We start from the raw sequence: 12,268 nt of genomic DNA on the forward strand, positions 1-12,268 counted from the left end.
GGAAAATCTGGAACAGGGCAGAAAAGGATGATGTGGGGTTAATTCACAGAAACAGACCAGGTGTACCCTGTATGCCGGTGGTGATGCCCGCCTGCAGTCCTGCCGGAAGAGACCTTCTCTGTAACAATGTCAGTCAGGCGCAATACTTCAGACCAGTCACTCCCATGCGGAAACTGGATCTGAATAAAAAGGCGTACCCGTTCACGGTGATCCAGAACTGTGTCCGGTTCATAAAAACGGCCACTGTCAGGAGAAACACAGGACGTTTTATTGATGAGATCATACTTATCGGCAGGAGACTGCGATGAAATCGCCCAGGTGATATTCTCCGCCTGGTGGCCATCAATACGACTGCTCCCCGGCGTCCATGCAATTTCCTGCGCACTCGCCACGATGATCTCCCTGGAAACTTCAGCCAGCTTTCTGGGTGTACAGAATACCGGTGCCAGCACACACAGGGACAACAAATTACAGCTGACCGCCTCCGGTTTAAGCAAATTGCTCCCGGATTTTTCAGGAAAAGATATTTTTGTCAGTATTTCAGTTAATTCCTTATGCCTGAGAGAATTAATAAAGTACATGATAAGCATCATGAGAAACAATATAACAATAAGCCCTCCGATAACCACTAAAAGGTCAGTATCAATATTATTGCTGTACAGATAGTCTTTAGTGGTCACTGTATTATCCTGTATCACCGGGGGGTATTCAGTTACAGGCTTCTCAGTAAATTGATTATTCTCACCAACATATTCAGCGATATTGTCTGATGTCATAATGACTTTCTCCGGAAGATCCCGGCTTCGCCGGCAACACTTCACGGTCGCACAAAGAATTTGCACAACCGCTCAGTGTTTTCATATTTATTTCGGAAACGCCGGGAGGTGACAAAATTTATTTTGTTACATCCCGGGGTTGGACAACGAGCAACGCGAGGCGTCAGCAAGGAGGCCGGTCAGATCAGCCTCCTGACGAGGTTCAGAGAATATTTGCGATTGATTTGGCCAGTTGGTCTTCGAGAACAGGCTTCGCCTCTTCAAATTTCAGGTTAACCTTGTTCGCATTTGAAACCACACGGGTCTGGTATTTATGCTGGTTACCTGTTTCAGTACTGGTCTGAATTTTCGCACCTGATGTGCCCTGACGCAGGGCGGCAACATTATCCGTTGTCACCGTTGCCTTAGTACGCTCTGCAATCTGTACATCCGTGATCATGGTATAGTTCACATCTTCCACCATCGCATCTGCAGCCATACCCACCAGACCAGCAGCAAGGCCTACACCGAGTGTGGCACCGGCAGAATTTGAGTTATAGCCGGTAATACCGGCACCTAACGCTGCACCAACTGCTGCGCCTTCATAACCACGGTTCAGCCATCCCTGAGACTCCCGCAGATCCATCTTATCGGCCTTCAGCACATTCGCCTGAATCCAGTAGTAGGCTTTATCCGGAGAAGTCACCACCTGATATCCTTTTGCTTTCACAGCATCAGCAATTTTGCCCTGCAGCCCACTCATGTCTTTATCAGACGTGTTTTTGATCTGCAGAAATACCGTGCGTTCGCTGGCGGGTTCAAGCCAGATGGTCTCACTCATCTGAGTCTTCACCTCAAGGTTACGCTTCTTGATTGCTGTGCTCATCGCACCACACCCTGAAAGGGCCAGAGTGGAACTGACCAGTGCAACCATCATCAATTTTTTCATTTTCATCAATGTTCCTTCATATTGAATAAAACGTCATAATATACAAATTAAGATTCACTCATCATATCGTTTTGAACTATAACCATATGAATTACCACCGATATCCACACCAATACCTGACATAGGTAACCCTGTTGCAGGATTAGTACGATGAAAATCCATATTATCAAAATCCAGATGCAAATCTTCATTAGTTTGTTCATTTACCTGAGATTGCATCCATTCTCTTACGCTTACACAACCACTAACTCGCCTTAATTCGTATAGTGTACCAATGATAAAAACCATCAGGCTTAATAATGGAGAGAGTAAGGAAGATACTGGCATCGTTATATACCAAACGCCTTTACTAAACTTAAACTCATCCGACACATTCCGTTTTTTTCGTATTTGAGAGAACAACCATATAAACAGTCCCTGCCATAGTACTATGAAGAACAGCATAAAAATTGTTTCGGCATTCCCCCAACTAGCCAGATAACAGGCGATAAACTGTATCACCGTTACCAGAGTAATATGGGTTAAACATCTCATTATCATCTCCCAAAAACAGCATTATTGCTTATACTTATCCTGATATTCCTTTGCCCTTTTCATCAGTTCCTGTGGACTGTCAGCCCCGGGCATTCTTTCCTGAGCCGACTTTTCTTCATTATATTTATTATTCTGAGATAATGCCTCTGTTTTATGGTGATTCTGCAGTTCAGAATACTGTCCTCTTACAATATTTTCCTCGCCACGTACGCTGTTCTGAGTATCACCTATATTCCCTTTATATTCTGTGACCATATTATCAACCTGATGTTTTACATCATTACGGATATTACTGTCCTGCGTTCTTTGATCAATAATGGCCTGATGCCCCTGATGGTCAGCAATAATATCCTGACTGCCACCACCCGAAGGTACGCTCTCCATTCCTTTACCAATATCACCACGGGATTCCCGCCAGGCATTATCAACACCAGGCTGTACCTGTTCCTGCACAAAAGACCAGGCCATCGCCCGACGACGTTCTGCAATCTCCGGTGAACTGGTGTTTGTCAGAATAGCTTCTGCATCCTGTGGCGCGTGTTTCATTACATACTGTGCAAACTGTTGCGACAGGTCTTCACTCATCTGCCCACTCATGCTTTCAGTACGGGATGCCATTTCAGCATATTCATGGCTGCGGGTCATATTCGTCGTGTACTGGTCGTAACTCTGCTTCGCTGAATTCAGGGCTGCAGACAACTGATCCACACGGGAATCAGCATTATTGTCCGTATGGCTGCCGGACTCACTGACCTTGCGACTGGTAAAATAATCGCTGGCCTCTTTAAAGTCTTGTGTAGCTCTGGCATCGATATCATGACGAGCATTATGGCTCGACTGAGTATTACTACTTGCCGTATGCGCATCATTATCTTCCCAATCAATACCAGCCCGACCACCACCTCTAACGCCTAATCCTCCACCAACACCAAGAATTTTAGGTTTAACCCCCCATTCAGCATGAGCATCTCCATACATCCCGGCAGAAGCTCTCGTACTTCTGGATGCCAGTTCCTGAGTCGCCTGCTCATTACTGATATTATGCGCCTTCGCATAGCTTTCCACTGCACTGCGCATACGGCTGGCCATCATGGAGTCCTGTGCGCTCATCGTGCTGTCAGCACCACCTGTGACAGAATCACTGCTCCCCCGGTTAGAACCAAACTGGCTGAGCGAGTTCCAGGCACTGGCAATACTGCTGCTGAACCCATGCAGGGCGCTTTCTGCTCTGTTCGACGCCTCCCGGGCCATTTCCTGTTGTGCCGCTGCAATCTGACGCGTTGCATTGATACCGACCGGTAACCGGGACATCGCCCCGCTCGCATCCATCACCATATTACCGTCACGGGTCTGTGTGGCAGTTGCGCCACTGCCGGTCTGGTACATCATCTGACCAAACGACGTGGTGCTGTTGGTGCTCCAGCTGAAGCCGTTCACGTTTTCCGTCTGCATGTTGCCGTAGGAGTAATTACCGTCAACCACACTACCTGCCGCACTGGCAGTCGGGCTGATAGCAGAGGAAGCGAAATGGCTGTACACGCTGGAAAAACCTGCGCCAAGGCCTTTTACCATCATCCATGACAACGGGGGTATCATGACAGATATATATCCGGCAGTGGACGCCAGGTCGGAGTATTTCAGCTGTATCTGAGAGAGTTCAGAGAGCACGACCGGTGCACCATTCTGCTTTGCATAGAATGTCATGGCACTGTTCAGAATGGCATACAGCAACGGCCAGGTCTGGAACCACATCAGAGCAAACACATAGCCTCTCAGAACAGACAGCGTCAGTCTGTTGAAGACAGCCGCCAGTACCAGGAGCGGGAAGATACCAATGGTAATGCCCACCAGAATGGTCTGCACCATCGGCAGGTTTCGCATCAGCACATGACCAATGGAGACATGTGCCAGACGCTGTTTCTCCATCGACGAAGTCGTGGCCAGACTGACCAGGCTGGCGGTATCACCGTTACGGGCTGCATTACTGGTGATACCCTCTTTCAGGGCATTCATGGTGACGTTCTGGCGCATAATATGACTGGCAGACTGGCTGGAGCCGTAGAAATAACTGTAACTGTCACTCACCAGTTGCCTGAATAACAGGTCCGGGTCCGGTCTGCCGCCAAATATCTGCTGCACATAATAATGCCAGGTCTTGCCTCCCGTCTTTGTATCGAGATTCAGCCTGTCTTTCAGCGTGACCGACGCATCTTTACAGGTTATGAAATTATTATTGCTGTCATAAACGCCCCGTAGCGGGCTGGGCCGGGAAAAAATCAGCGTGTAGGGGTCAGCGGAGGCCATCAGGTCTTCCAGCGTGTATTTGTGGTTCAGGTAAATATCCCCCAGCACGCAGTTCTGGACGTAGTCCTGAAACAGATTGATGATTTCCGGATTCCGGGACAGAAAATCGGTGCTTTTCACAATCAGGTTCGCCCCGAACAGCATGCCTGTCTTGCTGTAGGTGGCGCTGTCAGGCTGGGTGAATATCATCTCGTAACTGGCCACCATTGCATGCCCGATACGGGTCGTCAGTGAAAGTGGCATCGCCAGTCCGACAGGCACATTATCCACCCGGTGAACCTGGACCAGGTCACTGTTATCAATAATCTGCACCGATGTACGGACATTAACCAGCAGGCTGATAAGCACAAACACGGCCACCCAGCCCAGCAAATCCATCACGTTGTGCCGCTGTACCCACATCACGGCCACCGCGAGAACAGACAATGTGAGCGCAATTTTTTCGATGGAATCCCACGTCCGGGTCCCCATAAAGGCGGCAATGGCGTTCAGGTTATTGCGTAACCACTCACCACCGGCAATCACATAGACTTCATTCACAGCGTGCTCCCTCCGAAGTGATAGTTGTTCTGGTAACGGCTGAGCATGCGGGCGGAAAGCTGCTGGCGCATATAGCTCATCTGACGGTCAACAACCAGCAATGCATCCTGCTGGACCTTTACCTGCCCCTGGAAAACCGCAATCTGTTGCTGTGCCTGATTCAGATTCTCCAGCACACTGTCCAGCACGGTCTGTGGATAGTTCCCGGTGGCAATCATGGCCCGGGCCTGCTGAAGCAGTTCCTGAATGTACTGGAGCATGATGTCGTAGCCGATATAGTCCGTCAGCTGGTAAACCACGCTGCTGGATACACCGAGCATCTGCGGGTCAATAAGATATTTAAAGACGGGGACGGTGGTGCTGGAAATGAAGCCTTTTTCCCTGTCATCCAGTGGAGTATCACTCACCGCTTTATTCTGAATACTGGTGAGCAGTTTTGTAATCTGTGATTTCAGGGCTTTATCCCGGGCGATGGTCACATTTGCATCCGCCACCACCTTCAGACACTTGTCCGAATCGTTGCAGTGATAAACTTTTGCCGTTCCCCCCTCCATAATCGCCCGGAGGATATCGCGGTCAGTGGTACGCGCCGGCAGGGGGGTAATCTCGCTGTCTTCCCCAAAAATCAGCGTACCGGTGAGCGTCATAATAAATTCTTTCAGTTCTTTGTTACCATCAAGCATCCTGTTTTTGGACAGCGAGTCCCAGATGATATTGATGTTCTTCAGCACCCGTTCCTTATCTTTGTCACTGGCCTTGTCACGAACAGACGATGACTGTCCTCCGACCGTGCAGCCCTGACGGGACGCGGCCCAGTCAGCAAAAATATTGCTCTCACCGGCAATGTCCTGACAGACCTTCTGCTGTGACACCTGAGTCTGAGGAAATAATCCTCCGACAATCCCCTGCGCCACCTGACAGGAGCTGAGGTTCATACTGTTAATGTCGCTTGCCATTTTCTGCAGGAAGTCTTTTGCGGTTTTGATTTCCGGCACCGTTGCCTGCAGGGCAAGGTCAAAAAAGTAACCGGCAGCGTTGCTCATAATCTGCTTAACAAAACGCTGCAACTGATCGCCATTAATAAAACTGAACGAGCCGAGATAGGCGTCGATGCCGCCACATCCGGCATTGATATCCGGCAGCGTCATGGAAATCAGCTGGATATTTTTGACCTGGGTGCGGGCATACAGGGAGCCACCATAGGCATACCCGGCGGCCTGCCCCTGCCAGACGCCCGGTTGTGTGGTATTGGAAGCAAATCCCAGCTTATTAAAGAACTGATTCATGTCGCTGTTCACATCCGCTGACGCTGCGGGTGTGACCGTCAGTAAAGCGGCACAAAGAACCAGAAGAGGTTTAATGCGAAGCATTATTGTCACCCTCCCTTAATTTGTTCTCCCGGCGCATACGGCGTTTCAGCCGGAATATTCTGATCCCCCCGTTTATTAATTCATTTAAAGGGTTCCTGACGTATACGATAAGAAATCCACCTGCAAACGCCCATAACGTATACGGAATGACATACATCAGGATGTTCCACATATAACGAAAATTATTTAATTCCGGGTCAGCTTTCCACGAATCAATACAGGCATCAAAAATACTATGCATAATCACCCATAAAAAAGTTCCGGCAGCAACGAACACAAAAAACAGATCAAAATATATATCAGAAACCCTGCGTTCATAATCATAATCCCGTTTAGTTTTTCTGTTTTTTAGTTCCGCATCATTTCTTTTTTCTTTCATTATAAGTTTCCTCTGATATTTCCGATGATTCATTCAGACCGTTCATGCGGCTGTAATATATTTCAGACACCGAAATCCATCCCACAATTGCCCCTACAAAAAACACAACAGAAACAGAAAAGGTAAGACACAGCGAAACGACAATTTCCACAGGGCTGGCGGGATAAAAAAGCCCCTGACGGATAAAGGGGATATTCAGGCTGACGATTATTCCCGTCGCGATGCCGGATATTCCGGCAATGAGTAACACCACCTGCTTATTTCGTACCTTTTTCCTCTCCGTACATCTGCAGAACGGTATCCATCCGCGCCATAAAACTGGCGGCATCCGTTGCCCCCTGCAAAAGCGGTAATGCCTCAAGTGTGTTGACGTTGACCAGGAAGGTAGTCGGTGTGGCCACCGGGATATTCGGGAAGAAGGTCTGCATCACGTCCGGTGGCACCGGTAATGCTTCCGGAAAGGCGGTATCCCCCTGACCATCCAGGGTGTAGGGAAAAACGGAAAAGCCGTACTGCTGTGCCAGCTGTTTCAGTACCGGGTCAAACTGGTGACAGTAAGGGCAATGCCCCTGCATAAACAGCACCACCTTCCAGTCGGCCAGGTTAACCTGCCTGCCGTTGCTGAGGCGGAACCAGCGGGGAGCCGGCTTTTCTGTTCTGGCTGATGTGTCTGCTGCCGGTTGTGCAGGCTGCACGGCCATACCCTGCGGATTCCAGAGTCGTTCAATTTCATCCCGGGTGGAGGCCTGCACACCTGTGGCCATCATCAACAAAATGACCGGCAGTAATTTAGTGAGAGACATGTCCGCCCTCCTGCTGCCCTTCCATCATGGCCTGTTGCCTGGCTTCCAGTGCCTCACGCTCTTCCAGGCTGACACGTGCAATCCATGCATCCAGCACCTGGTATGCGCCGAACAGCACAAGGATGGCCGCAATCAACTCCGCCAGAAAAAAAGCCATCCAGGGTTTGCTGTAAACAAGACGGGCGACGATATGAAACCAGACACCCAGGGAAAATACCCACATTCCCGTAATATCAAGCCGGGGTAAAGAGAATCTGTATTTACTTATCATGTTAAACTCCGGTTATTATTTACATGAGAGTATTCATGTCTGTAATATTCGCGTTTGTGTGATATTAATCAGATCAACCTCATTATTTTGTATGGTTTTTATTACCGTTTTATATGACTTAGCCTGTCATAAGCCCCCTTATAAAAAACCACATCACTCCGGACCATGCTGATGACAACATAATACAAACAAACATCCTTCTGAAACTGTCAAACTTCGTGATAACCGGTATGGTACTGACTGCCATTGAAACAACCGGTACGGCACACTGATTCATAACCGCACCACAAAGAAACAAGAAATTATCTGGCAGCATACATACACTTATGACATTTACTACAAAGAAGACAAACGAGCTCAGCAGATAAACTCCTTTATTATTTGGTCCTGTAAAGAAATAACCAACAACCCCCACGATAAACAGGCTGGCACCTGTAAAAAAACACAAATCCCCTGTATGCATATATAACCTTTGGTTAAAAATTCGGTTTAAAATCTTCAGAAACGTTCAGGAACTGTTTTGCCAGGTCGTCCTGTGAAATAAAGCCGTATGATAACGGGCGAACACTGCCCTGTTTCGGGTCAACCAGCATCATGGCCGGGAAATATTTCACACCGAGGCGCTGCGCCTGCCCCTGGTCAGTCCGGGAATCCGGCAACAGCGGATTAATCACGCCATCCACGGAAACGGGAATAACACTCAGACCATACGTATCCCGGAAGCCATTAATGACCTGCGCCAGTTGCCCGTCGATGGGGTCCTGCCCCCGGTAAAAAAACATGATGCCGTAGTGTTCAGCCAGTTTCGCAATGGCCTGTCGCTGCTGCGCCTGGTCTGCCGCCAGCTGGTTCCGTACCGTGCCGTTGTAATGGCTGTACTGCAGGTTATAGTCCAGTTCGGGATGTGCCAGCATGGCCTTTTTAGCACTCATGGTGAAAAGCCCGGCCTGCTGAGTCCAGTAATTCTGCAGCCGGAAATATTTAACAAAATTATCCACGCCGGGATACAGAATGGCTTCGTACAGCGCCCGCTTTGTTGCCGTCTGCAGCGCGGCCAGTTTCTGCATAATATCCGGCTCCTGACGGGGGGCTGCAGGTACAGGTTTATTTTCTTTTTCCTTCGGATTTATTTTCTCGTTATACCACTGCCAGCCTGCATCTTTCCCTGACGCCGGAAAAATAAAGCAGCAGAGTAACAGTGGCAGTAATGCTTTATTCATCTTCATTCCTTTCATCATTTTTTCTTTCATCATCTTTCTGCAGGCCAGTCAGGGCAGAAAAACAAAAATACAGAATAAACAGGAGCACACCGGAGTAAAGGATAACGAAAGCAGCGGCAAGCATCCCGTCTGCCGTGGTTTCTTTTACCGTATCCCACGACCAGATAATTACCGGGGAAATGACAATCGCTGTAATCGAAAGCCGGATAAGAAAATCAACAAGACGATTAGAAGTGAATATAACTTTCATCATTTCCCCCGGTTATTTTCCATACCTTACTGTCCTGCCTGTTTCAGCTGGTCAGCAATCTGCTCTTTCACTTTCTGCGTCAGAACGCCACTGTCCGGGATTTTCTGGTTATTCATCAGGTCTTCGTAGAAGTTAGTGAAATCCAGTCTGTCGAACTGAATTTTCTGCAGCTCATCAACCGTAATCCCCCGACAGTCAGGATGCTTCGCACTGCCAAAACTGATACGCAACTGCCCGTTACGCCCCTGCTGCTGGACTATCTGCGCCAGCTTCGAATCAAACTGGCAGTAGCTGCGCTTTTTCTGCAGACAGACACCCAGCACTTTCCGGGAGCAGAACTCGCCCACACTCACCGTCAGTTTGTTGTCCTTTGCCTTTCCCAGCGCCTTTTCTTCGCTGTTGCACTTCGCCAGACCCACATCCTGACCCCAGCCACCATCCTTACAGCAGTTACTGAAGCCGGCTGCGGCCTTACGGCAGAATTTCGCCTCACCCGTGAAAGCCCTGACATCCACACCATTCAGGGCGGCAACATCCTTACCTGCGGCGGCAAGCGCAGCCAGCTGTGATACTGCTTCACCAAAATCACTGCTTTTTCCGCTCTGTGCCTTATCGCATTCACCGTCAAGGCAGAAGACATCACCACCACAGACCATCACTTTTCCTGATGTTCTGGACTCGCAGGAGTACGTGGCGTACTCATGCAGACAGGTTCCCTCATCGGAATAAAACGCGCACTGACGTGAGGCCAGCGTACAGGCCGGATTATCGACATATTTCTGACAGGTGCCGTTATCTGCGGACTGAGTGACATATTTATCCCGGTATGCCCAGCATGCCTGTGTGATGTTCCAGGGTTTACCTTCCATCACTCCGGTTTTCGTACCACCCGGCTCTGAACACTCAGTGCCTGTCAGCACGCCATCCGCTTTATTAAACGGACAACTCTCCACCCACTCCACCCGGGGAACCCATTCTTTATCACGGACCTTCATCCTGAGTTTCAGCGTAAAGGTGGAAGCACCACTGACAAGCGATTCATAGACTTTCCTGTCACCATTCCCGTGCGGGAGGCAATTACCGTTAGCAGTACAGCCACTACCGGTCAGAACCTGCCCCTGTGTCACCTGCAAACCTGTCGCCCCGGACAGGGGGTAAGTATCCGACTGCCCGTTTGCCAGGCCGACATTAAAGGTTGTATTCATGAAGGTATAACGGGAGTTCAGGAAGAAAAAAGCGGCGTATACAGACAATGATGCACTTTCCACTGTACCGGTTACCGGAGCCGTGACACTGAACACCAGTTTCAGCCCGTTCATACTGAACCGGAACTGTGAGTGCGGTATCGTCACTTCACGATATTCATCCGTGTATTTCCAGTCCCCGGTGATACTGGCAGTCCGTGTGCAGTACTCCTCCACCATCGTGTCCCGCTCACAGGTATAGTTTGTGAATTCACTGCGGTTTATCTCCTGCGCACTGCACTGCTGTCCGGTATTTCCCACAATGCTGTCAGCCCGGTTCACCACATCCCTGCCGGTCTGAATGAACGGTGCATCCGGTGACAGAATGTCTTTCGGCTTGTTCATGAAGGACTCTGTGATGGTTTTTCCGGTTTCACCGGTCGCCCATTCCGTGGTGCCGTCATTTTTCAGGCCGCCATCCCCGCCGGCAGTCACGCCACCGTAATATTTTGTCTCGTCCGGATTCGCGTTATAGCTGGGGATACTCTCCTGTGGCTTAAAGCCCTGAATACTGCCTGTACCCTGCCCCTGAATCTGACGGGCAAAATCAGAACCGGCCCGGTAATCACTGTTGCTGTCAGCCTGTGCCATGCCGGCAACCAGAGCCAGTATCAGAGGTAAAATACGTTTCATTTCCCGGAATCTCCTTTCCCTGCCAGTAAATCATGAGCCACCTGCCGGCAGTCACCCGTGGCGGCCACTTTCTCCAGCGCCTGGCCGACCCGCAGGTTTCCCCGGATGATGTCGTATCCCTGACTGCAGAACACCACCAGTGCCGGTACACTGCGAATGCCGTACTGTGAAAACAGCGTCGGGTCGATCTGAACACCATCAGTCGCGCCGTCTTTCACCAGGGACAGCACGGCTTCAGCGGTGGTCTTCAGGTCATTGTTCACCATGCCCCGCAGTGTGGCGGGTATACCGTAGTGCCGGGTTTCGCCCAGCATCCGTTTCAGCCCCTCTTCGGGAATGGAAAACGACACAAAATACAGGGCACCCTGCCGGGGTTTCCCGTCCTGCGAAGCCTGCTGTTTACGAACCAGCTCATCCAGAAAATGGTTATCTGAACGCTGAAGGGGGTTTTCCAGCACCTGTTTCTCCGCCCAGGCTTTCAGCTGATGGTCAGGTTTCTCTCGCAGTTGTCTGCTTAAATTTTCCTGCTGCTTCAGGAACTGGCGGTTTTCAGGTGTGTTCACATTTTCTGAAGCATGAACAGCAAGATGCATCCCTGCTGTCAGAGCAAAAAGTGCAAATATTTTCCGGTTCATGATATTTCTCACTTTCTGCTATTTACAGGCATGAACTCATCAGAAAAAAGATAATTGAGAAAAACAGCCATAAACGCACATGTAAATGTCACCTTCAGATATAATCTGACAAGTGTCACTTGTTCTGATATATCTGCCTTCTTCCATTCATGAATAATTTCAGCGAGAAAACTGTCAGGTGCAAAATAAAATAATATAACGGGCACCATTACAAGACCAAAAGGAAATAATTTTAATGTTCTGCTTATCAGCCTGAGCAGCACAGCACTTATTTTCCTGAGGTGCTGAATATATTTACTGTCCATTGTTGCCATTTTCATTTCCTCTTATTCATTAAAATGATTTACAGGAATACACAGTTACGTTTACGCCACATCAGGT

Annotated in this window: 15 protein-coding genes; all 15 read right to left on the reverse strand. The window is 49.2% G+C overall.

Annotation, left to right across the window (positions count from 1 at the left end; translation table 11 throughout):
• Nucleotides 1-38: 38 nt before the first annotated feature.
• On the reverse strand, nt 39-776 hold the full coding sequence (locus tag FDX14_RS02100; protein WP_000199905.1) for a hypothetical protein: 738 nt from the start codon (nt 774-776) through the stop codon (nt 39-41).
• 202 nt (nt 777-978) lie between these two features.
• Nucleotides 979-1,710: a conjugal transfer complement resistance protein TraT gene (gene traT / locus FDX14_RS02105; protein WP_000782451.1), complete on the reverse strand. Its 732-nt coding sequence runs from the start codon at nt 1,708-1,710 to the stop codon at nt 979-981.
• A 48-nt stretch (nt 1,711-1,758) separates the two neighbouring features.
• Nucleotides 1,759-2,238, reverse strand: coding sequence for a conjugative transfer entry exclusion protein TraS (traS, locus tag FDX14_RS02110; protein ID WP_001405921.1), 480 nt, complete (start codon nt 2,236-2,238; stop codon nt 1,759-1,761).
• A 21-nt stretch (nt 2,239-2,259) separates the two neighbouring features.
• Complete coding sequence (gene traG / locus FDX14_RS02115; RefSeq protein ID WP_001007039.1) at nt 2,260-5,082, reverse strand: conjugal transfer mating-pair stabilization protein TraG; 2,823 nt, start codon at nt 5,080-5,082, stop codon at nt 2,260-2,262.
• A complete protein-coding gene (gene traH, locus FDX14_RS02120; RefSeq protein ID WP_000944331.1) occupies nt 5,079-6,452 on the reverse strand; it encodes a conjugal transfer pilus assembly protein TraH in 1,374 nt (457 codons plus the stop codon). Before traH ends, traG begins: the two co-directional genes overlap by 4 nt.
• Nucleotides 6,439-6,831: an F-type conjugal transfer protein TrbF gene (trbF, locus tag FDX14_RS02125; RefSeq protein ID WP_016230912.1), complete on the reverse strand. Its 393-nt coding sequence runs from the start codon at nt 6,829-6,831 to the stop codon at nt 6,439-6,441. The genes traH and trbF overlap by 14 nt, the downstream gene beginning before the upstream one ends.
• Nucleotides 6,812-7,159 carry a P-type conjugative transfer protein TrbJ gene (gene trbJ / locus FDX14_RS02130; RefSeq protein WP_001309242.1) on the reverse strand — a complete coding sequence of 116 codons (348 nt, stop codon included), beginning with the start codon at nt 7,157-7,159 and terminating at the stop codon, nt 6,812-6,814. The genes trbF and trbJ overlap by 20 nt, the downstream gene beginning before the upstream one ends.
• The gene (trbB, locus tag FDX14_RS02135) at nt 7,089-7,634 is read right to left on the reverse strand and encodes a type-F conjugative transfer system pilin assembly thiol-disulfide isomerase TrbB (RefSeq protein ID WP_000059831.1); all 546 of its coding nucleotides are present in this window, start codon (nt 7,632-7,634) and stop codon (nt 7,089-7,091) included. The genes trbJ and trbB overlap by 71 nt, the downstream gene beginning before the upstream one ends.
• Nucleotides 7,621-7,905 (reverse strand): type-F conjugative transfer system pilin chaperone TraQ, encoded by a 285-nt coding sequence (gene traQ, locus FDX14_RS02140; RefSeq protein WP_000624194.1) that lies wholly within the window; start codon nt 7,903-7,905, stop codon nt 7,621-7,623. The genes trbB and traQ overlap by 14 nt, the downstream gene beginning before the upstream one ends.
• 118 nt (nt 7,906-8,023) lie before the next feature.
• Entirely contained in the window at nt 8,024-8,368 is a 345-nt protein-coding gene (gene trbA / locus FDX14_RS02145; protein WP_000556796.1) for a conjugal transfer protein TrbA, read from the reverse strand.
• Nucleotides 8,369-8,381: 13 nt separating this feature from the next.
• A complete protein-coding gene (gene traF, locus FDX14_RS02150; RefSeq protein WP_001030371.1) occupies nt 8,382-9,125 on the reverse strand; it encodes a type-F conjugative transfer system pilin assembly protein TraF in 744 nt (247 codons plus the stop codon).
• Nucleotides 9,118-9,375 carry a conjugal transfer protein TrbE gene (locus tag FDX14_RS02155; protein WP_000864353.1) on the reverse strand — a complete coding sequence of 86 codons (258 nt, stop codon included), beginning with the start codon at nt 9,373-9,375 and terminating at the stop codon, nt 9,118-9,120. Before FDX14_RS02155 ends, traF begins: the two co-directional genes overlap by 8 nt.
• A 26-nt stretch (nt 9,376-9,401) precedes the next feature.
• Complete coding sequence (gene traN / locus FDX14_RS02160; RefSeq protein ID WP_137348931.1) at nt 9,402-11,252, reverse strand: type-F conjugative transfer system mating-pair stabilization protein TraN; 1,851 nt, start codon at nt 11,250-11,252, stop codon at nt 9,402-9,404.
• A complete protein-coding gene (trbC, locus tag FDX14_RS02165; RefSeq protein ID WP_001080251.1) occupies nt 11,249-11,887 on the reverse strand; it encodes a type-F conjugative transfer system pilin assembly protein TrbC in 639 nt (212 codons plus the stop codon). The genes traN and trbC overlap by 4 nt, the downstream gene beginning before the upstream one ends.
• Nucleotides 11,888-11,895: 8 nt before the next feature.
• Entirely contained in the window at nt 11,896-12,201 is a 306-nt protein-coding gene (locus FDX14_RS02170) for a hypothetical protein (RefSeq protein WP_000224418.1), read from the reverse strand.
• Between the last annotated feature and the right edge of the window lie 67 nt (nt 12,202-12,268).

Source organism: Citrobacter sp. wls710 (assembly GCF_005281115.1).
In the GTDB taxonomy this organism is placed as follows: Bacteria; Pseudomonadota; Gammaproteobacteria; order Enterobacterales; family Enterobacteriaceae; genus Citrobacter; species Citrobacter werkmanii.

Excerpts from the sequence above, each read along its gene's own strand:
- trbF (WP_016230912.1), bottom strand. The coding sequence starts at position 6,831 with ATGAAAGAAAAAAGAAATGATGCGGAACTAAAAAACAGAAAAACTAAA.
- trbC (WP_001080251.1), bottom strand. The coding sequence starts at position 11,887 with ATGAACCGGAAAATATTTGCACTTTTTGCTCTGACAGCAGGGATGCAT.
- FDX14_RS02170 (WP_000224418.1), bottom strand. The coding sequence starts at position 12,201 with ATGGCAACAATGGACAGTAAATATATTCAGCACCTCAGGAAAATAAGT.
- FDX14_RS02155 (WP_000864353.1), bottom strand. The coding sequence starts at position 9,375 with ATGAAAGTTATATTCACTTCTAATCGTCTTGTTGATTTTCTTATCCGG.
- traQ (WP_000624194.1), bottom strand. The coding sequence starts at position 7,905 with ATGATAAGTAAATACAGATTCTCTTTACCCCGGCTTGATATTACGGGA.
- traF (WP_001030371.1), bottom strand. The coding sequence starts at position 9,125 with ATGAATAAAGCATTACTGCCACTGTTACTCTGCTGCTTTATTTTTCCG.
- FDX14_RS02100 (WP_000199905.1), bottom strand. The coding sequence starts at position 776 with ATGACATCAGACAATATCGCTGAATATGTTGGTGAGAATAATCAATTT.
- traN (WP_137348931.1), bottom strand. The coding sequence starts at position 11,252 with ATGAAACGTATTTTACCTCTGATACTGGCTCTGGTTGCCGGCATGGCA.
- trbJ (WP_001309242.1), bottom strand. The coding sequence starts at position 7,159 with ATGCCGCCAGTTTTATGGCGCGGATGGATACCGTTCTGCAGATGTACG.
- traT (WP_000782451.1), bottom strand. The coding sequence starts at position 1,710 with ATGAAAATGAAAAAATTGATGATGGTTGCACTGGTCAGTTCCACTCTG.
- traS (WP_001405921.1), bottom strand. The coding sequence starts at position 2,238 with ATGAGATGTTTAACCCATATTACTCTGGTAACGGTGATACAGTTTATC.
- traH (WP_000944331.1), bottom strand. The coding sequence starts at position 6,452 with ATGCTTCGCATTAAACCTCTTCTGGTTCTTTGTGCCGCTTTACTGACG.
- trbA (WP_000556796.1), bottom strand. The coding sequence starts at position 8,368 with ATGCATACAGGGGATTTGTGTTTTTTTACAGGTGCCAGCCTGTTTATC.
- trbB (WP_000059831.1), bottom strand. The coding sequence starts at position 7,634 with ATGTCTCTCACTAAATTACTGCCGGTCATTTTGTTGATGATGGCCACA.